The organism is Embleya sp. NPDC050493 (assembly GCF_044458105.1).
Taxonomy (GTDB): Bacteria; Actinomycetota; Actinomycetes; order Streptomycetales; family Streptomycetaceae; genus Embleya.
Window position 1 is genome coordinate 88393 of sequence record NZ_JBITHP010000028.1, and the last position, 26038, is coordinate 114430.

The following is a 26038-nucleotide window of genomic DNA, read 5'->3' on the forward strand; positions in this document are numbered from 1 at the left end:
TCATCCGCAGCCTGCAAAAGCCGCCCGCACCCACGGTCGGCAAGGCCGGCCCCGGCCGCACCACCGTCGATCGCCGGCACGGCTGCCCCGGTGTTCGCCGTGGTGGCCATCCGCTCATGACACCGGGATGCTGTCAGCAGTGGTCCTCGACGAAGAGCATGCGGCGACCCGGCTCGGCTCGGAACTCATGCGCCACGTAGCGCCCCATCGCCCCCGCTCCGCCCGGGCCGGAGTACTCGCCCTTGATCCGACCCCAGAGCGCGAGGCGTTCGGCCTCCGACACCGCCCGGGGACCGATGCCACCCATGTCGCCCCATATGACCAGCGTGGCGCGGTCCTTGACGAGCCGCCGGACCACGCGCACGTCCAGACACCTGCGGTGGAGCACCCACCGGATCCCTTGCTCGTCGACGAGCGTGACCGGGTCGTTCAGACTGCCGGGGCTCGCGGAGAATCGCTGCATGGACCGATTCTTCCAGCGAATCCGTGAGGTCCGGCCGGCGGGCCTGTCCGGGGTCGTGGTGGTGCCACACGTCGTGGTTCTCGGTGAGCGCGAGTGTGCGGCCGCACACGCCGCGGGTCCCTCGAGGCCGGAGCATGCTCACGCCGTCCATGAGGAGCCGCATGACGAGGCGTCGCCGGAGCCGACGACAGACGTGGTCGGTAACGTGCCGGGTATGAACAACGAACCCGCAGAGGCAGTCCCGGCGAGTGTCGAACAAATCACGGCCGCGCTGATCGCGTTGGGCGCGTACAACGGCGCGAACACCCCGACCGGACACGCCCAGGAGGCCGCCCGCGTGGGCGGCGAGGACGTCTACCGCATACGGCTGCTCAACGCACTGCTCGGGGTGGTGCAGGGGCAGGCGATGTCGGCCGACAGCCGGCCGCTGGACGACGACGCCAAGATCGGCGCGTGGGACGAGCAGTACCACGTGATCGGCGCGGGCGAGAATGACCTGGCCCGGATGATCGCGTTCATGCAGTGGCAGGTACTGCGTGCCGCGATGCCGGTCCGACGGTCCGCCCAACACCCGGAGACCGGGCCGATTCCCATCGCGGCCGCGCACGCCTTCGACGCCGTGCAGATGCTGCTCGGCGTCGTCGCGGCGAGCCGGGACGCGGCGGCAACCGGCGACGTGGACACCCTCACCGCGCAGGCGGATCGACTCCGCGACGCGCGCGTCTCACTGGAGAACACGATCGGCAACATCGACGCCCTGCTGAACATGCTCGACTCGGTCGACCTGTAGGGGTGTCGGCCACGACGCCGGGGCCGCCGCATGCTCGTGATGGACCCCGTCGCGTGCGCGATCGGCGGCGTGTCTCGGCGTCGGCCGGCACCGCGCCGTGAGAACCGGCCGGTGTTCGTGTACTCGTCGACGCCGAACACCCGCAGGTCGGGAAGGACCGGCTCGGGCATGACCTCGACCGACCGCGGAACCGTGCTGCCGCCGACCGAAACCCCGGGGCACGGCCCGGGCGTGAGCCGGCTCGCCCGGCGAGCGGCGCAGCCGAGACGCGGGACGAGCCACTGGCCGGGCGAAGATGCGCGGCATACGCTGCGGGCATGATGCGAAAGGGGCGTACGTCTCCGCGTGGGCCGTCGACTCCGGACAATCCGGGGCGTCCGCCCGGGCCGAGGTCGCCGGACAAGAACCCGCCGGCGCCGCCCGAGCATCCGCCTCCCGAGCGTCCGCCGCCCACGGCACCGTGACGATCGCCCGGGTGGCATGGGATCGGCTTCCCGTCGAGGCACTCGACGCGGTGAGCGGACGGCTCGGAGCGGAGCCGGCGGCGGTGGATACGGTCGGCGGCGCGAACTGCGGTGCCTCGGCGCTGCTTTCCCTCCCCGACGGGCGAACCGTGTTCGTCAAGGCCCAGCGCGAGCGCGACGCCGTGCCCGTCGGTGGCGTCTCCGGCGAGGAGTTCGGCTGGTGGGGCCCGGCCTGGGGGCCGGTCGACGAACTCGGCCAGGAGGAACGGGTGAACGCCTTCCTGCCCGCGAGCGCTCCGCGCGTACTGTGGCGGCTGGAGGTCGCGGGCTGGCACCTACTGGCGTTCGAGGGGATCGAGGGTCGACACGCCGACTACATGCCCGGATCGCCGGACCTGCCCCTGGTGGTTGCCGCGCTGGCGGAGTTGGTCGAATGTCCGGCACCGGGGCTGCGGTTGCCCAGTGCCTGGGATCGCTGGGGCTACTGGTGCGACCCGGCGCAGGAACCGCTCCTCGCCGGAACGTGCCTGCTGCATACCGACCCCGCCGCGTGCAACATCCTGGTCGACGGCGTGCGGGCCCGCCTGGTCGACTGGGCTTGGCCCGCCCTCGGCCCGGCCTGGATCGACCCGGCCCTGTGGGGCCTACGGCTCATCTCCGCCGGCGGCCACACTCCCGAACGTGCACGGTCCTGGGTGTCCCGAACCCCGGGCTGGCGTACGGCAACCCCGGACGCCGTACGTATGTTCACCCGGGCCGAGGCAAGGCGCTGGGCGGAGTACGCGACGGACGGCGTCCGGGGCGCACCCGAAATCGCCCACGCCGCCCACGCATGGGCGGAGCTGTGGGCATGACACCGCCACGACGCGAACCCACAATCTTCGAACACCGCCGACCCCGCGCCACGAACTCCCGTCGTCGAACCAACGGTTCCCTCGCAGCCACGACGGCCGGAGGCAGGCGCGGTAGTGCGTACACGCCTCCCGCCCAGCGCCCTTCGCGATCCACGCCCGGCAACACCTCGCCGCCACCCTCGGGAAGCCCGGGTGATTCCCGAACCCGGCCCGCCCACATCGACCCACCCCCGCTCCGGATCGCTCCTCCAGTGCGCGCATCAGGCCGATCGCACCCGCGGTTGCGGGGATATGCCTACCGCCTCCGCCCGCTCTCGACTCCGGATCGCACCACGGGTGGTGTTCGACGTGGGGGGTGGGATGGATGTCGGAGTCGGGTCAGCGGGTGGCGAAGTGGGCGAGGGTGGAGTGGATTCGGGATCGCATGGTGGAACTGCCGAGGTGGCCGGCGTCGGGTATTACCGTCAGGGTGGCCTTGGGCCAGGCTTTGGACAGGTGCCAGGCCGTGTCGAGTGGGCTGCCCAGGTCCAGGCGGCCGTGGATGAGGGCGCCCGGGATGTCGGCGAGGCGGTCGGCGTTGGCAAGGAGGATGCCTTCGGGGAGCCAGGCGCCGTGGGCGAAGTAGTGGGTGACGATGCGGACCAGGGCGACACGGGCGGCCGGGGGACGCCCGGAGTAGGCGTCGGGTCGGCCGTTCGGTTCGGTGCCGACCACCGCGTCCTCCCAGGTGCACCAGGCGTTGGTGGCGCGTTCGCGGATCGCCGGATCCGGGTCTTCCACCAGGCGGGCATAGGCCGCGACGAGGTCGTCGCGATCGGAGGGTGGGACACCGTCGCGGAAGCGTTCCCATTCGGCGGGCAGGAAGCGGCCGACGCCGCGGTACAGCCAGTCGATTTCGGAGCGGCGGGTGGTGGTGACGGCCGGGATGACGATCTCCGACACGCGTTCGGGATGGCGCTGTGCGTACGCCAGGATCAGTGTCGAGCCCCAGGATCCGCCGTACAGCAACCACCTGTCCAGTCCCAGGTGTTCGCGTAGTCGCTCCATGTCGGCGAGCAGGTGGTCGGTGGTGTTGAAGCGCATGTCCGTGGTGGGGTCGCTTGCGTGTGGGGTGCTGCGACCGCAGCCCCGCTGGTCGAAGAGCACGATGCGATAGCGCTGCGGATCGAACAGTTGCCGCACTCCCGTCGAGCAGCCGGATCCCGGTCCCCCGTGCACGACAAGGGCGGGTTTGCCGACCGGATTGCCGCAGGTCTCCCAGTACACGTGATTGCCGTCGCCGACGTCGAGCATCCCGTGGGCGTAGGGCTCGATGGGGGGATGCGGAGGAAGCGGAGGATGTGGAGGAACTGGCAGCCGCTGGGGCGATGCGGACGGGGACGAGGAGGTCATTGGTGGGTCCTTTCGGGGAAGGGCATTGCCCGGTCGGGTGGATTAGCGCGAGGTGAGTGGGTGGGGCGGCCACCGGTCACCCAACGATAACTACAACAGCGCTGTTATATTATTCGGCATGACCTCCTCCGTCCCCGGCCCGGAGTTGCTGGGTACCCGTCTGCGGCAGTTGCTCGACCTGCTCGACGGGGATGTCGCCTCGGTCTACGCCGACCTGGGTCTGGCCGGGTTCCGCCCGCGCTACACACCGGTCGTCCGAGTGTTGGTCGCCCGGGGTCCGGCCTCGATTCGCGACCTCGCCGCTGCGATCGGTGTCACCCACTCGGCGGCGAGCCAGACCGTGGCGCACATGGTCAAGGCCGGCCTGGTCACGCTCACCCCCGGCGCCGATGCCAGGCAGCGGATCGTCGCGGTGACGTCGGAAGCCGAGCGCCTGCTGCCGATTCTGGACGCCGAATGGGCGGCCACCACCGCGGCTGCCCGCGCGTTCGAAGCCGAACTGCCTTATCCACTGAGCCACTTGATCGAGGAAGCGCTCACCGCCCTGGCCCACCGCCCGATGCGCGACCGCATCGCCGACGAACTGCAGACCGCCCGGCAGCTTCCCGACCTCGGCCGCCCTACGCCGCCGCCGAAACCCGAGGCGGAAGCCCCTCCGGAGGGCTGAGCGTGTGGCCCCACCGCTCGTCGCGGGCCTGCGCCACCGCATCCGGGACGCCTTGCGCTTGGTGCTTGCGCGATGTCCGTGCCCGGGCGTTGCGTTCCGCGATGGCCAACTCGCCATCGCCGTCTCGGCACGGCTCGGCACCGCCCCGGCAGGACTGCTGCGCCGATCGTCCGACCCGTGGCGCGGGTGAAACGGGCGGCCCACTCCCGGACGAAGTCGACGAATTCGGGTGGCCGAGCACCTGGAAGCGGACGGGACCACGCTCGTGGGGCCCGGCCACGGAGCCTGCGCGAAAACCGTTGGCGGACCGCGGGGACCACTGCTACTTTTCCGGAGGCCGTGCGAGACAACGAGGAGGTGGTACCCGTGAACGCAGTATCGACATGGGTGCTCCCCTCCGGGGTCACGGTCGGGCGATAGGTCGTCCGGGAGCGCCGTTCAGGAGCACTCCCGAAAGGCACGATCATGCAATTCACTTCCGAGCAGCGCCTCGACGACGGCGTCCTGGAACGCGAATTCACCCTGGGCGAGATCCCCGGCATCCTGTGGACGCCCGCATCCGCATCCGTCTCCGCACCGGCGCCACTGATCCTGGTCGGCCACCCCGGCGGACTGCGCCGGATGTACCCCCGACTGGTGGGCCGGGCCCGGCAGTCCGCGGCGGACGGCTTCGCCGCGGCCACCATCGAACTCCCCGGAAGCGGTGACCGGCCCCGTTCCGCCGCCGCCGAGCAGGCCCGCGCCGACCTGCGCCGGGCGCTGGAGGCCGGCGAGCCGGTCGGCGAGGAGATCGTGGACCGGCTCGTCCTCCCCCTGGTCGAAAAGGCGGTCCCGGAATGGCAGGCCGTCCTGGACGCCCTGCTTCTGCTGCCCGAGATCGGCGGCCCGGTCGGGTACTCGGGGGGAGTGATCTCCATCGGGATCCGGCTGGCGGTGGTCGAGCCGCGCATCTCGGCAGCCGTTCTGTTCGCCGGAAGTTTCGTGCCTCGCTCCCTGTTCGAGGAGGCCCGGCAGGTCACCATCCCGCTGCACGTCCTGCTGCAGTGGGACGACGAAGGGAACGACCGGCAGTCGGCCCTGGACCTGTTCGACGCCTTCGGCTCCAAGGAGAAGACCCTGCACGCCAACATGGGCGGGCACACCGGCGTCCCGCAGTTCGCGGGGGACGCCGCGGCCCGGTTCTTCACTCGGCATCTGAGCTAGCCGCCGACCACCACCCCGGCCGTCGGGCCGGCAGCAGACGGTAGGCGGTGTCGGCCGGGGTGCCGCTCATCGAGGAGGGCCGCGACCCTCCTCGATGGCGGTGGCCGACAGATGCACGACCGTCCCGATCGCGGCGGCGCCGGCCATCGGCCGTACCGCCGCGATCGGGACGGCGCTCGACCTCCGGCGCGCAAATGTTGCGCCGCCCCCACGCCCCATGCCGCGCGCTGTCCGCCGCCCACCGGAGCCGCCGGGCCGCCTCGATGACCCTTGTTCCCTCTCGCCCGCGGCGCTACCGTACCCACGTCAACACGAGTTATCGAATATTCAACACATTCCCCACACTCCCCGGGCGCAAGAAGGCGAGGCGACCCCATCACCACTCCCCGTCTCAGCTTCGGCACCGGGACCACCGTCAAGGACTTCGCCGCCTACCCGGAGTGGCTTCGCACCGCCGAAGGCGCGGGATTCGATCTGCTCACGACCGGTGACTCGCAGTCCCTCTGGGCCGATCCGTTCATCGCCCTGACCGTCGCCGCCGGCCACACCTCGCGGGCCCGGCTCGCGGTCACCGTGTCGAATCCGATGACCCGGCACCCGGCCGTCGTCGCGTCCTGCGCGACCGCGTTGCAGCAACTGTCCGGGGGTCGGTTCGCGTACGGCATCTCCTCGGGCGACTCGGCGCTGCGCAACATCGGGGTACGCCCCGGCACCCTCGCCGAGTTGGCCGACTTCGTCGCCGCCGTGCGGAACATGTGTGCCGGCCGGCCCGCCACCTTCGGCGGCGCCGACGTCGCGTTGCACTGGGACCACCGCCCCACGCCGATCTGGATGGCCGCCGAGGGCCCGCGCACATTGCGCCTCGCAGGTCGGATCGCGGACGGCGTGATCCTGTCCAACAGCCTTACCGCCGAGGCATATCGGCGCAACCTCGGGCTGATCACCGAGGGCGCCGCCGAAGTCGGGCGGGACGTAGCGGAGTTGGAGATCTGGTGTATGGCCAACCTGGTGCCGGCCCCGACCGAGCGGGCCGGGATCGACCGGATCCGCTCGGTGCTCGCCGGCACCGCCAACCACGTGTACCGATTCACCATGGCCGGCAAGGGCGTGCCGGCCGAGATCGCGCCGCGCCTGGCCGCGTTGCAGGCGGCGTACGACTCGCGCCATCACGCCTCGCCGGACACCGCGCACGTCAATGCCGAACTCGTGGACCGGTACGGCCTCACCGACTGGCTCGCGGCCCGATCCACCATCGCAGGCCCGCCCGAGGCATGCGTGGAACGCCTGCACGAGATCGCCGAAGCCGGCATCACCCGCCTGATCCTGTCCCAATTCGTCCCGGAACCCCTGGCGTTCATGCGGTTGTTCGCCGACCGCATCGCCCCCCACTTCCACTGAGCCACGCCGGGCGACGCCGGGCGACGCCGAGCAACATTGGGCAACACCCGGCAACCCCACGAACCGGCAACCCGGTGACGCCCAGCGACAAGGCGGTGGCCCACAGCCGGCCGAAGAACGCAAGAAGAGAAGGCCCGCAACACTCCCCACTCCGCACCACCCCCAACACCACACCCAGGCGCCGCCCATGCCCCCAGCCCCACGCGTCCTCGACCTCCACCACCACGTCGGGACGCTCCCCTCCGAACCGCAATCCCCGACCGAAGCAACGGAGTTCGAACTCGAATCCCGACTGGCCACGATGGATCGCAACAGCGTGGACGCGGCCGTCGTGATCCCGGGACACGGCTACCTACGGCCCGAAGGCGTGGCCGATACCCGCCGCGTCAACGACGCGATCGCCGCCTATCGCGACGCGCGTCCGGACCGTTTCCCGGCCGCGCTGGGCATCGTCGAACCCCTGTACGGGCCTGCCGGTCTGAGTGAACTGAGCCGAATGCAGGACGAGTTGGGCCTGGTCGGCGTCAGTGTGCATGCCCGCTTCCAGGGTGTGGCCACCGATGGCCCGTTGGTCCTTGCCGTCCTCGAACGCGCGGGTGAACTCGGTCTGGTCCCCTTCGTGCACGCCGTCGCCGAGGTCGCTGACGAGGCGTTGTGGCGGGTGCACCGACTGGCCCGGGCGCTACCCGACCTGCCGATCGTCGTACTCGACTGCTTCTCCTCGTTCGAGCAGGGCAGCCACGCATTCACCGTCGCCGAACTCGCGCCGAATCTGGTCTTCGACACGAGTCTGGCCTACACGGTCGAGCCGATCGTGCGCTTCGTCCGCGCGTTCGGAGCACATCGTGTGGTCTTCGGCAGCGACCTGTACTCGCATCCACTCGGCTACACCCGCAGCCGCGTGCTCGCCGACCTGCGCGAGGCCGATCTGTCCGCCGCCGACAAGGCCGCGATCCTCGCCGGCACCGCCGAGACCCTCCTCGGCCTGTCGCCGCCGGCCCGGGCCCCGATCCCGACACCGCTCCCGCCGAATCGCCCTCGAAGCCGACCTCGGCCCCCTACTGCCCCTCCACGTACGACTCGACCCTGAACCCGGCGGGCAGCACCCCACCGTCGAGGGTCCCGGCGAGTTGCCGTGCGTCCGCCTCGTCGTACGTTCCGGAGATCACCGCCTCGCCCGGAATCGCGGACTGCACACTCGGTGCGACCAGCACCCTGCCGTCGCAGACGATCGCGATGCGGTTGGTGGGCAGCCGACCTCCGGCGGCCTCGGAGGTGAGCTGGGTGAAGGCGTTCTGACCCTTGTTCGTCCACTTGACGGTCACGGTCCAGCCCGAATTGCCCGCTTCCGGCGCCCTGGCCTCGGCCCCGGCGACGTCGGTCCGGGTGATCACGGCGGGGGCGAGTACGTACCTCTCCGTCAACTTGCCGTCGCACGCCACGACTTCCGCGTCGGGTGGAACCGTCTGTCGTGCCTCCGCGTTTCCGCACTCGGGCCCGCTCGTGGAGGTGGTGGCGCCCCCGGGGCCTGCGTTCGCGGGCGGGAGTGCCGTCACCGCGGCCACCGGACGCACGGTCAGCTGCCCGATTCCGGCGATGGCCGCGAGGCGTTGCTTCGTATCCGCGCCGGACTTGGTCGACGAAACGCGCACCACGAGCGCGCCGTTCCGGACCGTGACGTTCTTCACCGACAGGCCGGCCGAGGTCGCGCGCTTGCGAATGGTCTCTCCGGCGGCGGTCAACTGTGGTGCGCCCAGCGGGGTTTCCGGTGTCAACGTGGCCTCGGCGAGGTTCCGGCCGGGGGTGCCTTCGACGGAATCGGAGCGGTCGCCGTCCTTGAACCCGACCGGATCGTCCGATGAGCAGCCCGCCGCACCCAGCAACACGGCGGTGACGGCGGCCGTGGCGACGAGGGACCGGGCCAGTCGATTGCGCGAGGGCAGAGTCACCCGCCCCACAATGCCGGCTCGTCGGTCGACTCCGCAGCCGCTCGACACCTCCACGTTCCGCCGCCGGGACCGGCCTCGATTCCCGCCGAACGGGCACATGTCCCCCATGACCCTTCGTATCGGACCCACAGTGCTCACCACCACCGACCTTCCGCGCGCCGTCGCGTTCTGGACCACCGCGCTCGGCCTGCGCACCCGCGACGCGGTCGGCCCGGACACCGATTTCGTGGTCCTGATCGACCCGGGCGCACGCCCCGACCAAGCCCCGGACGGCGATGCCGATCCCGGCCCGACCCCCGGCGCGGAACGACTCAGCCTCCAACTGGGCGAGGTCCGAGAGCGCACCGAACCGGTCCGGGTGCACCTGGACCTGTACGCCGACGACCAGGCCGGCGAGGTACGGCGCCTGGTCGGCCTGGGCGCCCGCAAACTGCCGTGGGACTACCCGGAAGACCCCGACTTCGTGGTCCTGGCCGACCCGGACGGGCACCCCTTCTGCGTGGTGGCCAAGGGATGATCCGGCCCGAAAGGGGCAGTGGCACGGGGTGTGGTCGCCGCCGGTCCGCGCCGACGGCCGCATGAGCCGAGTCGACGCGCAAGGAGACAACCGTGCTGGACAACCGCAACCTTCGTGAGCTGATCCGCCGGTGGCGGGCCACCCCGCAGAGCACCATCGCCCTCTTCGACGAGGCCGACGACGCGATCCGGGCGACCATCGCGACCAAGGAGCGCGTGCTGTATCCGGCGGTCCGGGACGCCGACGGGCACCGCAGCGGGTACGTCGACGACGCCATCGCGCAGGGCCGCCGGATCGAGGGCTTCCTGGATGCGGCCGAGCGGCTCGGCCCGGAGGGCCCCGGATTCCACGACGAGGCACAGGACGCCGCGTCCGCGATGGACGGCCTCCTGGTCCACGAGCAACGCGACCTGCTGCCCGCGCTCGAGCACCTCTCCCCGGACGATCGGGACCGGCTCGAGCGCGAGTACGGCAACACGTGGGTCGACGTCTCCGCCGAAATCACCGCCGCCCGCGCCACCCGCCGACGCCCGCACCTTCGCCCCACCCCTCGCCTTCTCCCCGCCTCTCGCCCCACCCGGCATCCTCGGCACCGCCCTCTCCCCGCGCGCCACCCCGCTCACCCCTGGCCGCCGACCACCGGCGACCAACCGCCAACCGCGCCGATATTCGCAGGCAAGCTCGCCCCCGGCCCACTACCCTCGGCCGCGTGAACCATCGTGAGCGCAAGCGGCTGTCGAAACTGCTGGTGGGAGCGGCCGGTCTGGGCCGGCTGACGGAGGCGAGCGCCGCGCTCCGGGCCGGCGCCGATCCGGGAGGCGCCGACCGATACGGAACCACGCCGCTGTACGCGGCCTCCGTACACGGGGCCACCGACGTGGTCCTGCTCCTCCTGAACGCGGGCGCGGCGCCCGACACCGAAAGCGGTACCGGGTCCGAGGGCACCCCCCTGTGCGCGGCGGCCTGCTGGGGCCACACCGACACCGTCCGCGCGCTGCTCGCCCACGGAGCCGATCCCAATCTCCGCGAGGACCACGGCACGGGCTACTCCCCGGTCGACTGGGCCGCCAGAGGCCCCTACCCGGAGACCGTGGCCGCCCTCCTGGCCGCAGGCGCAGACCCGCCCCGGACCGACTGAGCAATTCCCTTCCGGGACCGGCCTGCCGACGAACTGCCCGACCGGCGACAGCCGTGGGAGAGCTTTCCGGCATTCACGTCGGAGAACCCTCCTCGCTTCACAACGCGATCGCGCGATGGGCCAACGCCGCGTCGACGATCTCCTCGGCCGCCGCGAGCGGATCGTCGGTGGAATCGGTCGAACCGTCCGCGCACCCGGGCGGAACCTCCACCTCCGCGGGCCGACCGAAGATCAGGTCGCTCACCGCCGGGTGCGGTACGTTCGCCATCAACACCTGGAGATACCAGTCGAGTTCGGCATCGCCGGCCAGGATCCGCCGGACGATCTCCACCAGTTCGGCCCGGGTGATGTCGGCAACCCCGGGCCGGGCCGGTCGGGCCGCCTCCAGAGCGAATTCCGCAAGCGTGCGGGACCCGTGATACTCGACGAAGTCCCCGATCGAGTAGTCGTGCCCCGTCGCCGCTCGGAAGGCGGCCATCGCCGCCTCCGCCGCGCCCGCTTCGCCATCGCCCCGAATCAGCTCACCGATCCGCTCGATCTCGGCGGCCACCTCGGCCAGTCGCTCCGGATCGACAACCGGCGGCGACAACTCCGTCCGCAGGTCCATGCCCCTCCTCGCCCGACACATGCCACCGGCAGGCGACGGAGCCGCAGGCCCCGACCCGATCGGGCCCGCCTCCCCCTTCGCTCAGCCGAGTTGCTGCTTCTCCACCTCGTCGACCACCAGTTCGCACAACTCGTGCGTACGCAACGCGTCGTCCAGGTCGGGAAATACTCCCGTGCGGACCCCGTCCAGGAAGCTCAGCACGACCTGCTCGATCCCGCGTTGGCGTGCGATCGGGGTCCAGTCGCCGCGCCGGTGGGTGGTCGGGCGACCGTCCTGGTAGTCGATCACGTCGGCCAGGTTGTACACCTCGCGGGTGGCGTCCCGGCCGGAAACCTCCAGGATCTCCTCGTTCGATCCGCTGCGCAGGTTGAGCGTGCCGATCGCGCTGAAGCCCGCGCCGGACAGGTGCAGCACGAAGTGCTGGGCGAGGCCGTCCACGACCCGGGCCCGCACGTCGACGTGCTCGATCTCGCCAGGGGCCAGGAAGCGCAGCGTGTCGACCACGTGGATCAGATCGTCGAAGGCGACCGTACGCAACTCGCGTGCGGTGTCGACGCGGTTGCGGCGGATCATGATCAGGTCGCGCGGCAATGTGCGGCTCTCCACGTAGGCCGGCACGTGTCGCCGGTTGAAGCCGACCATCAGGCCGACGCCGCGGTCCCGGGACAGGTCGATCAGCCGCGCGCTCTCGTCCAGGCTGTACGCCAGCGGCTTGTCCACATACGTGGGCACGCCCGCCTCGATCAGCCGGGTCACGATCTCGGGGTGCACCGAGGTCGCCGCGTGCACGAAGGCGGCGTCCAGTCCCTCGGCGAGCAGCCCGTCCAGGTCGGCGTGCCGGTGCTCGACGGGCACCCGGTGGGTCTCCGCGACCCGGCGCAGCGTCGCAGGCGTGCGGGTGTGCAGGTGCAGATCCAGATCCGGCAGGGTCGAGACGACCGGCAGGTACGCCTTTTCCGCGATGTCGCCCAGACCGATGACGCCGACCTTCATCAGGCCACTCCTCCCGACGGTGCCGCCGGGCCACGCGTCCGGTTCACGGCCCCGTCAGCATATGCACACGCGTTCGGGTGGATCCTTCAGCGCCGACCCGGATCGTTGCGCTCGTGTGGGTCGACCCGGCCGCCCGGGGTGCGCGATGTCGGCCCCGTTTCGCTCCCGTACCGCCGCATGGCGGCGATCTCGACCTCGGCGGACCGCTCGGTGAAACGGTGCCGGACCACGACGTCGTCCGCGGCCACGTAGTGATCGTCTCCGGTCACCACGATCGTGATGCCGCTACCCGGTTCGGCGGCGAACGCAGCGGGCGCAGCCGGTGCGCCCGGTCCGCCGAGCGCGGCGGGTACGGCGAACGCAGCGGATGCGGCGGGCACGGCGAACGCCGCGGGTACGAACGCGATCCACGCGGCTGCCGCCGCGAGTCCGGCGGCCATGACGCGGCTGGGGTTCATCACGTTCGGACCAACGACCGGGAAGGCCGGAAGCGACGGGCGGATGCCCGCGGCCACCCGAATCGGCGACGGTGGGTGCGCGCCTGCGGATCGCCCGGACGGAATACCCTCGAATGGCGGTTCGGGTGCCGCCGAGTGCCCGTCGGCGGGGCGGACTGACTTGGAGTCAGCTTCCGTCGACACCATGTGAGTTGCCTGCCGGCCCGGGCGGCGGATCGGCCCCGGCCGCAGGCGTGCGGCGCCGGGCGCGGTTGCGCTCCCCCGCCGGCTCGACTCTCCTGGAATCAGGCCCTGCCTCCGACTCCGTCGAACATCCGACGGGCGCCCCCGAACCGACCCGCCACGCACGCCCCCGCCCCACCCGCTCCGCACAGCCCCCATCCCGATCCGCCCCGGACGCGCCCCCTTCACGCGAGCCCGGGTTTCCGCCATGACCGGGGCCGATCCGCGAGATCGCGCGGCGCATCCGTTACCGCCGCTCTCCGAAGTCGTCCCCTCGATCCGTGGCCGGGGTTCGGTGAACCTCCCGGCCATGGCAGCAGAGACCACCGAGAGCCAAGGGAGAGTCTCCGTGAGCGTGCCACGCACCGCGATCATCATGCCCGGCGTTGGCTCCTATGTGCCGGGCGCACTGCGCCGGCTCCAGGATCGGCCCGCCGTTCGGGACACCCTGGCCGAGGTCGACGACGCGGTCGGCGATCGGGCCACGCTGTCGCCCTCGCGTCTGCTCGTCGATCCCAAGGCACCGGATGCGCACGAGTTGATGGACCGGCACGAGTTGTCGTTGCACCTGGCCATCTATGCCGGTGCGCTGGCCGCGTTCCGGCTGCTGGAGGACGATTTCGGGATTCGTCCCGACGTGCTGCTCGGGCACAGTCTGGGCGAGATGGCGGCGTTGGCCGCGGCCGGGGTGTACACGGCGGGCGACGGTGCCCGGCTGTACCTGGCCCGGGCGGCGGCGTGCACGATCCATACCAGTGATCCGGGTGGTCTGCTCACCCTGCGCCTGGCGCCGGGACACACGCTCGAACTGTTGTGCTCGGCGCAATTGCCGGGCCTGGATCTGGCGTGCGACAACTCCGCCGAGCACACCGTGGTCTCCGGGCCGGACGAGTCGCTGGCCGCCTTCGCGGCGCTGGCGGAGCGCAAGGCGGTGGCCTCCAAGGCGTTGACGGTGCGCACGTTGTTCCACAACCGGTTGCGCGAGTCGGCCGCCGGCGAGTGGCGCCGGCTGGGGGCGGAGATCGACTTCCGGGCTCCGCGCTATCCGGTGTTGTCGCCGCTGTTGGGCCGGGACTACGCCGACGAGCGCGAACTCCGCGACGGTGTGGTGGGGCAGTTGCGGCACCCGGTGCGCTATCGCAATGCGGTGACCACCTTGCGCGAGCGCGGCATCGAGGTGTTCGTCGAGGCCGGCGCCCGGGACGTGCTCGGCCCGTTCGCGCGCTCCGCCGACGCCCGGGTGCGCACGGTGGTACCGGTCGCGGCCGGCTCCGACCTGGCCCGGGTCGCCGGTGCGCTGCGGGCGGCCGGCCTGCTGCACGAGGACCTGGCCGCCCTGGCCGAGCCGTCGGACGTACCCACCGGCTGACCGGCACCCGCCCGCGTCCGCCCGGCGGCGCTCCGGCGAGACCCCACGGCGGTCGCGCCCGAGGGCGACAACGGCGACCGCGGGCCCGGTGGTGGCACGCGGCCCATCACCGGCTCGACGACGAGGGCGGTCCCCGCAGGAGATCCTGGAGCGGGCGGATCGCATGGGCGGGGAGGCGGGGCTGGATCGGGTGGCCACGTGCCTGCCGGTGCCGGTGGATCCGGGCGCGGATCCCTCGGCGCCGAGTTTCGTGGCGCCGGTCCTCACGGCGCAATGCCTGGTAACGCCGGACCTCACCGCGCCGAACTCCGCGGCGGCGACCCGTGCCGGTAAACCCCCGCGCGGACCCGGTCCACTCCGACGGCCGACGTGATCCACCGTTCGGCGGCCAGCGGTGGCGGGGGGTCTAGCGGCTTTTTACGTTCCTTGTAGCGGAACTTCCCCTGTAACCCGGTCTGTCGGGTTCGGTTCCGCAGTCCATTGGAGGACGAAATGCGCTGTGCCCGTCTCGCAGTCGTCGGCACCATCGTGGGTCTCACCGTATGCGGTTCCGCAGGCGCGGCGTTCGCCGCCACGCCGATGCAGGCCGACTCCGGCCGTCCCGGCGACACGGTGTTGCTGTCGGACGACAAGCACTGCACCGCGAACACGGCGACCGCTTCCTCGGACGCGTTCACGGCCGCGGTCACCCTGACCCGTGACGGCGACGAGGTCAAGGGTCAGGCGACCATCAAGGACGTGGCCACCGGCGACTACGAGGTCAAGGTGGTCTGCGGCGAGGGCCAGGAGCTGATCGGCAGCCTGCACGTGATGGGCGCCGCGCCGACCACGGCGTCCACGGCCGGGTTCGGCGGGGTCGACTACGGCGACCCGGCGCTGCGCGTGGTGGGTGGTCTGGTACTCGCGGGCGCGGCCGGCACCGGCTTCGTCGCGCTGCGCCGCCGGGCCTCGAACCTCGCCTGACCGATGACCCGTTCCGCACCCGAGGCACCCGTGAGTGCCGCGGATCGGCAGCACCGACCCGCCGGCCGTCGCCTGCTCTGGGCGGCGGCCAGTGGCGTGCTCGCGATCGGCGGCACAAGTCTGCTGTACGCCGGGTACGACACCTCCGCACCGCCACCGCGCCCGCCCGCCGCCGCGGCCGTGCCGATCGCCCCGCCCACGACGCCGGCCCCGGATGCCCCGGCGCCCGCGGATCCCGGTGATCCCGCGGCGCCCGCCCCGCCTGCCCCGCCGGCCGAGGCACCGCCGATGCGCGCGTCGATCCCGACCCGCATCCGGATCCCGGAGTTGGGCATCTCGGCCCCGCTGGCCCGGGTCGGCCTGGACGAGGCGGGCGGCATCGACGTGCCCGCGCAGGGGGATCGCAATCTGGCCGGCTGGTACCAGGGCGGCGTGACGCCCGGACAGAAGGGCACCGCCTCGATCGCCGGCCACGTGGACACCGCCGCCGGACCCGCCGTCTTCTATCCGCTGGGCGCGCTGCCGCGCGGCTCCCGGATCGAGATCGACCGCGAGGACGGCAGCGTCGCGGCCTTCGTGGTGGACGGGGTCGAAATGTTCGCCCGGAACGAGTTCCCCGCCGCGCGGGTATTCGGCGACGCGGCCCGGCCGGAGTTGCGCCTGCTCACCTGCGGCGGCACCTACAGCAAGAAGAGCCACTACTCCGGCAACGTCGTGGTTTTCGCCCACCTCGTCCCGTAAGCCCGCCGAATCGGCGCGGGCATGCCATTTCCCGGGGATCGACGCATGTCGGCGCCCGGGCGGGGCCGGAAGCGACATATCGAGCCTATCCGTCGATTCGGCGAATCGCACCGATTCACGGGCGCAGGCCGTCGGGAATTGGCCGGGTCGCCCATTTCTTGATCATCTCCGATGGTTGGTGATTTGGGTCTTGCGAATAAAAAGGGGGACTGGCAATAATCCGATTACCAATCCAAACGGCCCACCCGGCCGGGAGAGGAGACGTCATGATGCGTCTCGCCGATCGCCTGCTGAACCGACTGACCCAAAAGGCCACGGTCGAGGCAGGCTGTAGCAACACCTACTTCTGTGGTGGGGGCGTGCTCTTCCTGTACCAGTGCTGCAAGGACGAGGGCTGCACCACCACGCGCGTCGGCAACTGCTGACCTCGGCCCGGGAGCCGTCGACGGGCGGGGTTCGTCCGCCTTGTCCCGTCGCGGCCGTTGGTGATATTCCGCGATGCAATATCGCACCGCGGGATTGACCACAGCGGGATTCATTATCCCGCCGTCGTTATCGGCGCGGATCACTCACAAGGTGGCCGCGCCGAGGATCGCATCGACAACCTGCATCCGATGTCGGTACGACACGTATCCTCGCCACGATGAATCCGGCGAATTTGCGTGGAGTAAACCCTCGGAATGCGTCGGGCGATCCTGCCGGACTCGACGGCGGGCGGCGAGCTTTCGCCGCCCGCCGTTTCCGCGCGCCCAAAAAGGGGGATAGCCGTGGGCTACATATATGTGGGCTGTGCCGGTCTGATCGGCCTCGTATTCGCCGCCTCCGCGGTCACCAAGCTCCGCGATTTCACCGGCTTCGTCGACTCGATCCCGGGCCTGGTGCCCATGCGGGCCCGGTCGACCCGGCCGATCGGTTGCGCGGTGGTCGCCGCGGAGACGTCGGTCCCCGTACTGGTCCTGCTCCCGCCGACCCGCGGCCCGGGCTTCGTGGTCGCCGGCGTGCTGCTCGCCGCGTTCACCGCGGCCGTCGGCGCGGCGCTGCGCCGCGGTCGGCGCTCCCCCTGCCGCTGCTTCGGCGCCTCCGACACCCCGCTGGGCGCGCGCCATCTGGTGCGCAACGGCGTCCTGCTCGCCGCCTCGATCGCCGGGTTGTCGGCGACCGGCCTCGACCCCTCCGCCGATCTGCTGCCCCCGCTCGCCGGCAGCGCGGTCGCGGTCGTGGTCGGGCTGGTCGGCGCGCTTCTGATCATCTCCCTGGACGACATCGTCGACCTGTTCGCGAGGAATGCCTGATGCCCATACTTGTCGTCGCCGTCGTGCTCGTCGGCCTGGTGACCGTGTTGAATCTGGTGCTCGTGCTCGGCGTGCTGCGCAGGCTGCGCGGGCAACAACCGCAGACGCCGCACTCCGCCGGACCGCCGATGGAACTGCGACCCGGCATGCGCCCCGGCGTGTTCACCGCCACCACGACCACCGGCGAACAGGTGGGCGACCACGACGCGGGCGGGCTGGTGGGGTTCTTCTCCGCCGGCTGCGAGCCCTGCCACGTGCAGGCACCGCGCTTCGCGGAGCGGGCCCGCGCACTGGGCCGCGAGCGCACGCTGGCGGTGATCGCCGGCGACGACGCGGAACTGCTCGCACTGCTGACGCCGGTGGCCCGGGTGGTCGTGGAGGAGTACGACGGGGTGGTCCAGGCGGCGTTTCGCAACGCCTGGACGCCGGCGATGTACCTGCTCGGCGAGGACCGACGGGTGGTGGCCGCCGGCCTGAGAATGACGGACCTGCCCACCACCGATCTGCCCACCACCCGCCGGGCCGGCGAAGTGCACGCGTGAGTACCCGGATTCCGGCCCGCGACCTGTTCGCCGCCGCCCGCGAGGCGGTCTCGCTCACCTTCCACGCGGCCCCCGCCCAGGCGGTCGGATCGCTGGCGGTGACGCTGGGTTCGGCGGGCGTGCCGATCACCATCGCGTGGCTGACCAAGCTGGTCATCGACCGCCTCACGAGCGGACACGGCGCCATCGGCGGCCTGGCCGTGGCACTTGCGATCACCGGACTGGTCGCGACCATGCTGCCGGGAATCGGCCGCTACCTGCGCGCCCAGATCGGCCGGGCCACCGGCGTCGTGGGCACCGACCGCCTGTTCGCCGCGGCCGAACGCCAGGTGGGGCTGCGCCGGTTCGAGGACCCGGCGTTCCTGGACCGACTGCGCCTGGGACAAAGCAGCACGTCGAGCTTCGGCGTCCTGGTGGACGGCGCGGGCGGCACCCTCCAGGGCGCGCTGACCCTGGTCGGCTTCGTCGGCTCGCTGCTGATCCTCAGCCCGATGATGACCGGCCTGGTGCTGCTCGCCGCGGTCCCGGTACTGGTCGCCGAGCTGCGGCTGTCCCGGCTGCGCGCCACGATGCGGTGGGACTTCGAGCAGGTGCACCGCCGGGAGTTCTTCTACAGCCGGCTGCTGACCGACGTCGAGGCGGCCACCGAGATCCGCCTCTTCGGCATCGGCCCGTTCCTGCGCACCCGGATGATGCACGAGCGGCGCCGCGCCAACGAGGCCGAACGCCGGATGGACCTGCGGGAGTTCGCCACCCAGGCGGTGCTGGGCACAGTGGGCGCCGCAGTCGCCGGCGGGGGTCTGTGGTGGGCCGTCGCCGCCGCCCGGCGCGGCACGCTCAGCGTCGGCGACGTGACCATGTTCGTGGCCGCGGTGGGCGGCATCCAGGCGGCCCTGGACCGACTGGTCTCCTCGATCGCCTCCGCGCACGGCCAACTGCTGGGCCTGACCCACTACGTGGCGGTCGCGCATGCCGAACCCGATCTGGTCTCGGCGACCGGGACCGTGCCCGCGCCGGAGCCCGGTGCGGGCATCGAGTTCCACGACGTGTGGTTCCGCTACAGCGACGACCACCCCTGGGTGCTGGGCGGCGTCGACCTGCGCATCCCGCGCGGCCGGGCGGTGGCACTGGTGGGACTCAACGGCGCGGGCAAGAGCACGCTGGTCAAGCTGCTGTGCCGGATGTACGACCCGACCCGGGGTCGGATCACCTGGGACGGCGTGGACCTGCGCGACATCCCGCCGACCGAACTGCGCGGGCGGATCAGCGCGGTGTTCCAGGACCACATGAACTACGACATGACCGCCGCGGAGAACATCGCCCTCGGCGACCCGGACAGCCTGGCGGATCGGGCCCGGATCGAGGCCGCCGCCGAACGCGCGGGCATCCACGACAGGCTCGCCGCCCTGCCGCGCGGCTACGACACGCTGCTGACCCGGATGTTCTTCAGCGAGGCCGACAAGGAGGACCCGGACACCGGCGTGGTGCTCTCCGGCGGCCAGTGGCAACGCCTGGCCCTGGCCCGGGCGTTCGTGCGCGCCGGGCGCGAGCTGATGATCCTGGACGAGCCCGGTTCGGGCCTGGATCCGCAGGCCGAGCACGAGGTGCACGCCCGGATGCGCGAACACCGCGAGGGACGCACCAGCTTGCTCATCTCGCACCGGCTCGGCGCGGTGCGCGACGCGGACCTGATCGTGGTCCTGGACGGCGGTCGCATCGTCGAACAGGGCCCGCACGAGACGCTGCTCGACCGCGAGGGCCACTACGCGAGCCTGTTCCGGCTCCAGGCGGCCGGCTACCAGGAGGCGAAGTGAGGACCCGACGGCTGACGCCCGCCCTGTTCGCGACCACCGGACTCGGCGCCGCGGCGCTGTTGTGGGTGCAACGACGCTATCTGGTGGCCACGGTCGAGGGCCCGAGCATGGAGCCCACGCTGTTCCCGGGCGATCGTTTGCTGGTGCGCCGCACCGGGCGGGTGCGCGCCGGTCAGGTGGTGGTCGTCCGCGTCCCCCATCCCCCCGTGGTGGCCGGACTGCCGCCGGGGCTGAGGGAGTTGCCTCCCGCCGCGCTTGCCGCCGTCCCGGAGCGCACCGATCTGGCCCCGGCGCCGCAGGGCCGGTTGATGGTCAAGCGGGCGGTGGCGGTGGCGGGCGATCCGGTGCCGGTGGACCGGTTCCCGGTGCTGCGCGACGCCGCCGGGGAACCGGTGCCCGCGCACGCCATCGTCGTGCTGGGCGACAACGCGGCGTCGAGTTGGGATTCGCGCGCCTACGGCTTCGTGCACCGCGACCAGGTGGTCGGGGTGGCGGTGCGACGGATCGCGCCGCCGGGCGGCCCACGAACTTCCCGCGCGGGGCTGGTGTGGGAGGCGCCGACGGACGAGAATCGCAGCGGATCGGAAACGGGTGCACCGGACGGTGAACGACGAGGGACCTGATTCCCCCGGCTTCGCAAAAAAATCAAGCACCGTTTCCCTCGACGTTTCGGTGAGGGATCGCGGAAGGATCTTGGGCGTCCCGAAGCGAAAGGTTGTGTCCCACATGCCCACCTCCCACCGCCTGCGCATGATTGCGCCGGCCGTGGCCGGAGTCGTCGCCGCCACCGCCCTGCTCTCCGGCTGTCTCGGCGACGACAAGGACGACAAGGGCAGCAAGTCTCCCGTCGTCCCTTCGACCGCATCACCCACGGGGAAGGCCACCACGAGCCCGACCGGCAAGCCGGGCGGCACCACGAAGCCCACCGGCACCGCGAGCGGCACGTCCACGGCCGACATCATCGACGCCTTCACGTACAAGACCGGCCAGTGCATCAACCAGGACGGCGCCAAGACCACCGACGTCTCCTGCGCCAAGCCGCACAGTGGCCAGGTCGGCAAGGCCTTCGACCTGCCGGCGACGGTCACCCCGACCACGCCGGGCTACGAGGACAAGGTCGGTGAGCTGTGTGAGCAGTACATCGGCCCCCTCCTGGAGCGGCAGCCCGCGTCGCCCAAGCTCACCTTCTCGTACTCGTACCCGCTCGACATGAAGTCCTGGAGCGGCGGCAACCACCAGGCCGCGTGCATCATCCAGCGCGAGGACAAGCAGCCGCTGACCACGATCGTCAAGTAGCGGACGGCGGCCACACGGCAGCCGACCGCCGCTCGCGACCGGCCCCGGAGGGGCCGGGGCCGGTCGCGGGTCGGGGGGACGGGCGGGCCGTCAGGTGTGCGGTGCTCGGGGTCAACAGGCGCCCTTGTAGAGGTACTTGCTCACGTCGGGCTGGTCCACGTTCTCCTTGGTGACGGCCACCAGGTCGGTGGAGATGGACTTGGGGACCGGCTTCTTGTCGAGAGCGGCGACCGCCTGTTCGACGCCCTGGGAGCCGATGTCGAACGGCTTCTGCGCGATCAGGCCCTGTATGGAGCCCTTGCGCAGGGCCTCGACCTGTTTCGGGGTGGCGTCGAAGGCCACCAGTTTGACCTGGCCGGCCTTGCCGGCCTGTTCGATGCCGGTGGCCGCGCCCTCGCCGCTGAACACGTTGGCCGCGAAGACGCCGACCAGGTCGCGGTGCGAGGCGATCGTCGAGGTGACGATGGAGGCGGCCTTGGCCGGGTCGTCGTCGTTGTACTGCACACCGAGGTAGGTGATGCCCGGGTGCTTCCTGATCTCGGTCTCGAAGCCCTTCAGGCGGGCGTCCGTGGTGGAGATGCCCGGTTTGACGCTGATCGCGGCGACCGTGCCGCGGTCCTGGACCAGGTTGGCCAGGGTCTGTGCGGCGAGCATGCCGCCGCGTTCGTTGTCGGAGGAGATCGCGGTCTCGCGAATCGAGCCGTCGTCGAGCTTGGTGTCCACCTCGATCACCTTCGCACCGCGGGACTTGAGCTGCTGTTCCGGCTGACGCAGCGCCTGGGTGTCGGTGGGCGCGATCAGTACGGCGTCCGGGCTCTTGGCGGCGACGGCGTTGACCACCGGCGTCTGGAGCGAGGCGTCCCACTTGTCCGCGCCGGTCACGTCGAGCTTGACGCCGAGTTCCCTGGCCTTCTGCTGTGCGCCGCAGGCCATCGAGATGTAGAACTCGTCGCCCTTGACACCCTGGACGAAGGTGATCTTGCGTCCGCCCCCGGAGCCGCTGTCGCTGTCGCCGCCGCACCCGGCGAGGGTGGCGGCCGCGGTCAGGGCGATGGTCACGGCGACGTACGTCGGTGTCTTCATCGGGCAGTGCCTCCTGGCGGTGGTGGGGCGAAGCGATCGGCCGCGGGCGGCCGGCGGCCGGGACGGAATACGGGTCTGGCCGGATGGCGGGTCGGGCCGGGCGGGGCGGGGCCTCCGGGTGCGGCCCCGGGTGGTCAACGGCGTTGCAGGCCGCGGCGGCGCAACTGGTCGGCGTACACGGCGGCGATCAGCACGGCGCCGACCGCGACGCTCTGCCAGAACGGCTGCACGCCCAGGATGACGAAGCCGTTCTGCAGGATGGCGGGGATGAAGACGCCGATCAGCGTGCCGACGACGGTGCCGACACCGCCGAACAGGCTGGTGCCGCCGAGGACGACGGCCGCGATGGCGCCGAGCGAGTCGTTGGCGTGGCCGCCGATCGTGGTGGTGGTGAAGCGGGCGAGGGACAACACGCCGGCGAGTCCGGCCAGGGTGCCCGACAGGGCGTACACCTTGATCATGTGTCGGTCGACCGCGATGCCGGCCCGGCGGGCCGCCTCGGCGTTGGAGCCGACCGCGTAGGTGCGCCGGCCGAATCGGGTGGTGGCCAGCGCGAGTGCGCCCAGCGCGGTGACCACCAGGGCGATCACCACCAGCCAGGGGATGCCCAGGAATCGGCCGTTGCCGATCGTGTCGGTGAACCGGGTGGGCACGCCCCGGACGTCCTGACCCTCCGTCAACACCTGGGCCAGGCCCAGTGCCATGCCCAGGCTGCCGAGCGTAACGATCAGCGCGGGCACCTTCGCCTTGGCGATCAGGAATCCGTTGAACGCGCCCCACGCGGCGCCCGCGGCGAGACCGGCGAGCACGCCGAGCAGGATCGCGCCCCAGCCTGCGTCCGGCCCGGCGACGGCGGTCATCGTCTTGGCCGCCGCGACGCCGGCGAACACCAGGACCGAGCCGACCGAGAGATCGATGCCGGCCATGATGATCACGAAGGTCATGCCGACGCCGACGATCAGCAACACCGCCGCGTCGGTGGCCACGTTGCGCAGATTGAACGTGGTCGGGAACTGCTCGGGTCGCATGATGGAGAAGGCGGTCACCAGCACCATCAGGACCAGGAAGGTCCACCACGAGTTGCTCCGGGCGAGCCGGCGCCACAACACGCGGCGGATGAACGATCCGGCGTCCGGGGAGTCGGGGCCGGGGTGTTGCGGGTGCTCCCGGGATGGTGCGCCGCCCCGGTCCGCGGGTTGTTCGTCGGCTCGGTTCGCATCCGGGTCGGGGTGCCCCGGCGGGGTGTCCGTCTTGTCGAGGTTCATGCCGGTGCTCCTTGCACGTCGAGTCCGTCCAGGGCGCCGGTCATCGCGCCGACGAGTTCCTCCACGGTGGTGTCCGCGGCGGTCAGGCTCGCCACCCGCCGACCCAGGCGCAGCACTTCGACGCGGTCCGCGACCGACAACACCTCGGGCATGTTGTGGCTGATCAGGACGACCGCGATGCCGTTGTCCCGGACCCGGCGGATCACGTCCATCACCCGGCCGCGCTGGAGCACGCCGAGCGCGGCGGTCGGCTCGTCCATGAAGATCACCTTGTCCGCCCAGGCGACCGCACGGGCGATGGCCACGCTCTGGCGCTGACCGCCGGAGAGCGTCCCGATCGGGGCGTCGATGTCCTGCAACTCCACGCCGAGCCGGGCGAACGCCTCGATCGCACGCTCGCGCATCGTCGCCTTGTCCAGTACGCCCAGCCGCCCGGCCAGGCCGCGGCGCAACAGTTCGCGGCCCAGGAAGAGGTTGGCCGCGCCGTCCAGGTCGGGCGCCAGGGCGAGATCCTGGTAGACCGTCTCAATGCCCAACTCCTGGGCGTCCGTGGGTCGTTCCATGCTCACCTGGCGGCCCTCGAAAAGGATTTCGCCGGCGTCCGGCCGTTCGGTGCCGGCGAGGGTCTTGGTGAGCGTGCTCTTGCCCGCGCCGTTGTCACCGATCAGCGCGACGACCTCGGCCGGGAAGACGGTGAAGTCGGCGCCGCGCAGGGCCTGGACCTGGCCGTACCGCTTGACCAGGCCCCGACCTTCGATCAGGGGTTGCACGTGCCCAACTCCTTCGGGTTGTCGGGTCGTTCCCCGCGAGCCGTCTCGGTCGGCGGCCGGGGCGCCACGAGTTCGCACGTGTGTCAGGACGGGGACGAGAGGGGTCGATGCCGCCGACCGTCTGACAACGGTGTCAGTACAGTGCTGGCCCGCTGGGCGAGTGTCAAGAGTTTCCCGGATCTCGACGTTCACTCGGAACTCGCGCTGATCTGTTGGGGATTGAGGTGATTGCCCCGACGGGCTCAGCCTGCGCGGGCCGTCGACGAGGAGGTTCGCAATCCGGATGTCGACAGCTCATCGGCGGCCCAGTACGGTCTGAATGACAACGATGTCAGAGGGAGTGTGCGGCACATGGTGGCTGAACCCCTGGGGGGCTCCCCCGAACACGCGGCGTGGCTCGACGCGGAATGCGACCGGCTGCTCCGGTTCGCCCGGGGCGCACGGTTGGCCGAGGGCGGGTTCGGGTGGCTGGACGACACCGGTCGGCCGGTCGCGGACGGGGTGCTGCACACGTGGGTGACGGCCCGGATGACGCATGTGTTCGCGTTGGCGCAGTTGCGGGGGGCCGGCGGCGGGGCGACCCGGGGCGCCGCGGACGGCGGGGGCGGGGGTGGTGGCCGTACGGAGGGTGGCGGTTGGCAGGGTGGCGGTGTGGACGGCGTCGGTACGGACCCTGCCGGTGCGTACGGCGGCGGCACCGACCTTGCCGGCGCGGACCCCGGCCGGGCCGGTGACGTCGGCCCGGACGAGGCGGCGGCGCTCGTGGCGCACGGGCTCACCGCGTTGACGGAGCTGCTGCGGGACCGCGAACACGGCGGCTGGCATCCGGTGGTGGACCGCTCCGGGCGACCCGTACTCGACGCCGAACGCCTCGACGGGAAACGCATGTACGACCACGCGTTCGTCGTGCTGGCCGCCGCGAGCGCGTGCGCCGCAGGCCATCGCGGCGCCCCCGCCCTGCTCGCCGAGGCCTTGGACGTGGTCGAACGCCGGTTCTGGGAGGCCGACCGGGGCGCCTGCGCCGAATCCTGGGACCGGGCCTGGACCACCGGCGAGGCCTACCGGGGCGCCAACAGCAACATGCACGCCGTCGAGGCGTTCCTGGCCGCCGCCGACGCCACCGGCGAGCATCGATGGCGCACCCGGGCGCTGCGCATCGCCGACCGGATCGTGCACGAGCACGCCCGGGCCAACCACTGGCGGCTGATCGAGCACTTCGATCCGGGCTGGGCGCCGCGCCGCGAGTACAACCGTGACCGTCCCGCCGACCCGTTCCGCCCGTACGGCGCCACCGTCGGCCACGCCTTCGAGTGGTCCCGGCTGCTGCTCGCCCTGGCCGCGTCGTTGCCGGATCCACCCGAGTGGCTGCGCACCGACGCGGTGGCGCTGTTCGCCGCGGCGGTCCGCGAGGGCGGCCACGCGGACGGCCGGCCGGGCTTCGTGTACACGCTCGACTGGACCGGGCGACCGGTGGTCCGTACCCGGATGCACTGGGTCCTGGCCGAGGCGATCGCGGCGGCGGCGGCACTGCACCGGGCCACCGGGGTCGCCGACTACGATGACTGGTACCGAGCGTGGTGGGAGCATGCCGACGCCGTGTTCCTGGACCGGAAGCACGGCAGCTGGCACCACGAACTCGACCCCGACGCGCGGCCCTCGGCCACCGTCTGGCAGGGGAAACCCGACGCGTACCACGCGGTACAGGCCACCCTGCTGCCCCGGCTGCGGTCCGCCCCGACCCTCGCCGAGGCATTGCGTCGGGCCGCCCGCTGAACCGAACGACCGCCG

At 71.6% G+C, this 26038-nt stretch carries 28 protein-coding genes; 19 read left to right on the plus strand and 9 right to left on the minus strand.

All coding sequences use genetic code 11. The features are described 5' to 3' along the window. Positions 1 to 133: 133 nt before the first annotated feature. Complete coding sequence (locus ACIBM5_RS37565) at positions 134 to 463, minus strand: hypothetical protein (RefSeq protein WP_396011207.1); 330 nt, start codon at positions 461 to 463, stop codon at positions 134 to 136. A 214-nt stretch (positions 464 to 677) separates the two neighbouring features. On the opposite strand from ACIBM5_RS37565, the gene ACIBM5_RS37570 reads away from it, so the two are divergent. Further along, a complete protein-coding gene (locus tag ACIBM5_RS37570; protein WP_396011208.1) occupies positions 678 to 1253 on the plus strand; it encodes a DUF6245 family protein in 576 nt (191 codons plus the stop codon). 475 nt (positions 1254 to 1728) lie between these two features. Continuing rightward, the gene (locus tag ACIBM5_RS37575) at positions 1729 to 2571 is read left to right on the plus strand and encodes an aminoglycoside phosphotransferase (protein WP_396011209.1); all 843 of its coding nucleotides are present in this window, start codon (positions 1729 to 1731) and stop codon (positions 2569 to 2571) included. A 378-nt stretch (positions 2572 to 2949) separates the two neighbouring features. Here the strand turns inward: ACIBM5_RS37575 and pip are convergent, their stop codons facing one another. After that, positions 2950 to 3963: a prolyl aminopeptidase gene (gene pip, locus ACIBM5_RS37580; protein WP_396011210.1), complete on the minus strand. Its 1014-nt coding sequence runs from the start codon at positions 3961 to 3963 to the stop codon at positions 2950 to 2952. A gap of 118 nt (positions 3964 to 4081) precedes the next feature. Between pip and ACIBM5_RS37585 the strand changes: the two genes are divergently transcribed. From ACIBM5_RS37585 to ACIBM5_RS37600, 4 genes are all read left to right on the plus strand, one after another. After that, positions 4082 to 4630 (plus strand): MarR family winged helix-turn-helix transcriptional regulator, encoded by a 549-nt coding sequence (locus ACIBM5_RS37585; protein WP_396011211.1) that lies wholly within the window; start codon positions 4082 to 4084, stop codon positions 4628 to 4630. A gap of 465 nt (positions 4631 to 5095) precedes the next feature. Next, positions 5096 to 5833, plus strand: coding sequence for a dienelactone hydrolase family protein (locus ACIBM5_RS37590; protein ID WP_396011212.1), 738 nt, complete (start codon positions 5096 to 5098; stop codon positions 5831 to 5833). A 270-nt stretch (positions 5834 to 6103) separates the two neighbouring features. Beyond that, positions 6104 to 7231: an LLM class flavin-dependent oxidoreductase gene (locus ACIBM5_RS37595; RefSeq protein WP_396011213.1), complete on the plus strand. Its 1128-nt coding sequence runs from the start codon at positions 6104 to 6106 to the stop codon at positions 7229 to 7231. A 187-nt stretch (positions 7232 to 7418) separates the two neighbouring features. Beyond that, positions 7419 to 8321 carry an amidohydrolase family protein gene (locus tag ACIBM5_RS37600; protein WP_396011214.1) on the plus strand — a complete coding sequence of 301 codons (903 nt, stop codon included), beginning with the start codon at positions 7419 to 7421 and terminating at the stop codon, positions 8319 to 8321. Here the strand turns inward: ACIBM5_RS37600 and ACIBM5_RS37605 are convergent. After that, positions 8290 to 9180, minus strand: a complete 891-nt coding sequence (locus tag ACIBM5_RS37605) for a SecDF P1 head subdomain-containing protein (RefSeq protein WP_396011215.1) — start codon at positions 9178 to 9180, stop codon at positions 8290 to 8292. The genes ACIBM5_RS37600 and ACIBM5_RS37605 overlap by 32 nt on opposite strands. 106 nt (positions 9181 to 9286) lie before the next feature. On the opposite strand from ACIBM5_RS37605, the gene ACIBM5_RS37610 reads away from it, so the two are divergent. The 3 genes from ACIBM5_RS37610 (at position 9287) to ACIBM5_RS37620 (ending at position 10835) form a co-directional block, all read left to right on the plus strand. Further along, positions 9287 to 9697, plus strand: a complete 411-nt coding sequence (locus tag ACIBM5_RS37610; RefSeq protein ID WP_396011216.1) for a VOC family protein — start codon at positions 9287 to 9289, stop codon at positions 9695 to 9697. A gap of 92 nt (positions 9698 to 9789) precedes the next feature. Beyond that, positions 9790 to 10410, plus strand: coding sequence for a hypothetical protein (locus ACIBM5_RS37615; protein ID WP_396011217.1), 621 nt, complete (start codon positions 9790 to 9792; stop codon positions 10408 to 10410). After that, a complete protein-coding gene (locus tag ACIBM5_RS37620) occupies positions 10407 to 10835 on the plus strand; it encodes an ankyrin repeat domain-containing protein (protein WP_396011218.1) in 429 nt (142 codons plus the stop codon). Before ACIBM5_RS37615 ends, ACIBM5_RS37620 begins: the two co-directional genes overlap by 4 nt. Positions 10836 to 10932: 97 nt before the next feature. Here ACIBM5_RS37620 and ACIBM5_RS37625 read toward each other — a convergent pair whose 3' ends face one another. The 3 genes from ACIBM5_RS37625 to ACIBM5_RS37635 form a co-directional block, all read right to left on the minus strand. Continuing rightward, positions 10933 to 11442: a hypothetical protein gene (locus ACIBM5_RS37625; protein WP_396011219.1), complete on the minus strand. Its 510-nt coding sequence runs from the start codon at positions 11440 to 11442 to the stop codon at positions 10933 to 10935. 81 nt (positions 11443 to 11523) lie between these two features. Beyond that, entirely contained in the window at positions 11524 to 12435 is a 912-nt protein-coding gene (locus ACIBM5_RS37630; RefSeq protein WP_396011220.1) for a Gfo/Idh/MocA family protein, read from the minus strand. A gap of 86 nt (positions 12436 to 12521) precedes the next feature. Next, positions 12522 to 12896: a hypothetical protein gene (locus ACIBM5_RS37635; RefSeq protein WP_396011221.1), complete on the minus strand. Its 375-nt coding sequence runs from the start codon at positions 12894 to 12896 to the stop codon at positions 12522 to 12524. 568 nt (positions 12897 to 13464) lie between these two features. On the opposite strand from ACIBM5_RS37635, the gene ACIBM5_RS37640 reads away from it, so the two are divergent. The 9 genes from ACIBM5_RS37640 to ACIBM5_RS37680 all read left to right on the plus strand — a co-directional run bounded on the left by ACIBM5_RS37640 (position 13465) and on the right by ACIBM5_RS37680 (position 21132). Next, positions 13465 to 14484, plus strand: a complete 1020-nt coding sequence (locus tag ACIBM5_RS37640) for an ACP S-malonyltransferase (protein WP_396011222.1) — start codon at positions 13465 to 13467, stop codon at positions 14482 to 14484. Between the two features lie 492 nt (positions 14485 to 14976). Next, positions 14977 to 15447, plus strand: coding sequence for a hypothetical protein (locus ACIBM5_RS37645; protein ID WP_396011223.1), 471 nt, complete (start codon positions 14977 to 14979; stop codon positions 15445 to 15447). Between the two features lie 3 nt (positions 15448 to 15450). Then, positions 15451 to 16188 carry a class F sortase gene (locus ACIBM5_RS37650; protein ID WP_396011224.1) on the plus strand — a complete coding sequence of 246 codons (738 nt, stop codon included), beginning with the start codon at positions 15451 to 15453 and terminating at the stop codon, positions 16186 to 16188. Between the two features lie 266 nt (positions 16189 to 16454). After that, entirely contained in the window at positions 16455 to 16613 is a 159-nt protein-coding gene (locus ACIBM5_RS37655) for a hypothetical protein (RefSeq protein ID WP_020554395.1), read from the plus strand. Positions 16614 to 16955: 342 nt separating this feature from the next. Then, positions 16956 to 17480, plus strand: coding sequence for a MauE/DoxX family redox-associated membrane protein (locus ACIBM5_RS37660; RefSeq protein ID WP_396011225.1), 525 nt, complete (start codon positions 16956 to 16958; stop codon positions 17478 to 17480). Then, positions 17480 to 18022 (plus strand): peroxiredoxin family protein, encoded by a 543-nt coding sequence (locus tag ACIBM5_RS37665; protein ID WP_396011226.1) that lies wholly within the window; start codon positions 17480 to 17482, stop codon positions 18020 to 18022. Before ACIBM5_RS37660 ends, ACIBM5_RS37665 begins: the two co-directional genes overlap by 1 nt. Beyond that, the gene (locus ACIBM5_RS37670; RefSeq protein WP_396011227.1) at positions 18019 to 19836 is read left to right on the plus strand and encodes an ABC transporter ATP-binding protein; all 1818 of its coding nucleotides are present in this window, start codon (positions 18019 to 18021) and stop codon (positions 19834 to 19836) included. Before ACIBM5_RS37665 ends, ACIBM5_RS37670 begins: the two co-directional genes overlap by 4 nt. Further along, complete coding sequence (locus ACIBM5_RS37675; RefSeq protein WP_396011228.1) at positions 19833 to 20459, plus strand: S26 family signal peptidase; 627 nt, start codon at positions 19833 to 19835, stop codon at positions 20457 to 20459. The genes ACIBM5_RS37670 and ACIBM5_RS37675 overlap by 4 nt, the downstream gene beginning before the upstream one ends. 103 nt (positions 20460 to 20562) lie before the next feature. Beyond that, positions 20563 to 21132, plus strand: coding sequence for a septum formation family protein (locus tag ACIBM5_RS37680; RefSeq protein WP_396011229.1), 570 nt, complete (start codon positions 20563 to 20565; stop codon positions 21130 to 21132). Positions 21133 to 21243: 111 nt separating this feature from the next. On the opposite strand, the gene ACIBM5_RS37685 is transcribed toward ACIBM5_RS37680, so the two are convergent. The 3 genes from ACIBM5_RS37685 to ACIBM5_RS37695 all read right to left on the minus strand — a co-directional run bounded on the left by ACIBM5_RS37685 (position 21244) and on the right by ACIBM5_RS37695 (position 24250). Continuing rightward, positions 21244 to 22215, minus strand: coding sequence for an ABC transporter substrate-binding protein (locus ACIBM5_RS37685; RefSeq protein ID WP_396011230.1), 972 nt, complete (start codon positions 22213 to 22215; stop codon positions 21244 to 21246). Positions 22216 to 22349: 134 nt separating this feature from the next. Further along, positions 22350 to 23480 (minus strand): ABC transporter permease, encoded by a 1131-nt coding sequence (locus tag ACIBM5_RS37690; protein WP_396011231.1) that lies wholly within the window; start codon positions 23478 to 23480, stop codon positions 22350 to 22352. Then, a complete protein-coding gene (locus tag ACIBM5_RS37695) occupies positions 23477 to 24250 on the minus strand; it encodes an ATP-binding cassette domain-containing protein (RefSeq protein WP_391585782.1) in 774 nt (257 codons plus the stop codon). Before ACIBM5_RS37695 ends, ACIBM5_RS37690 begins: the two co-directional genes overlap by 4 nt. A 351-nt stretch (positions 24251 to 24601) precedes the next feature. On the opposite strand from ACIBM5_RS37695, the gene ACIBM5_RS37700 reads away from it, so the two are divergent. Next, complete coding sequence (locus tag ACIBM5_RS37700) at positions 24602 to 26023, plus strand: AGE family epimerase/isomerase (protein WP_396011232.1); 1422 nt, start codon at positions 24602 to 24604, stop codon at positions 26021 to 26023. Positions 26024 to 26038: the final 15 nt, after the last annotated feature.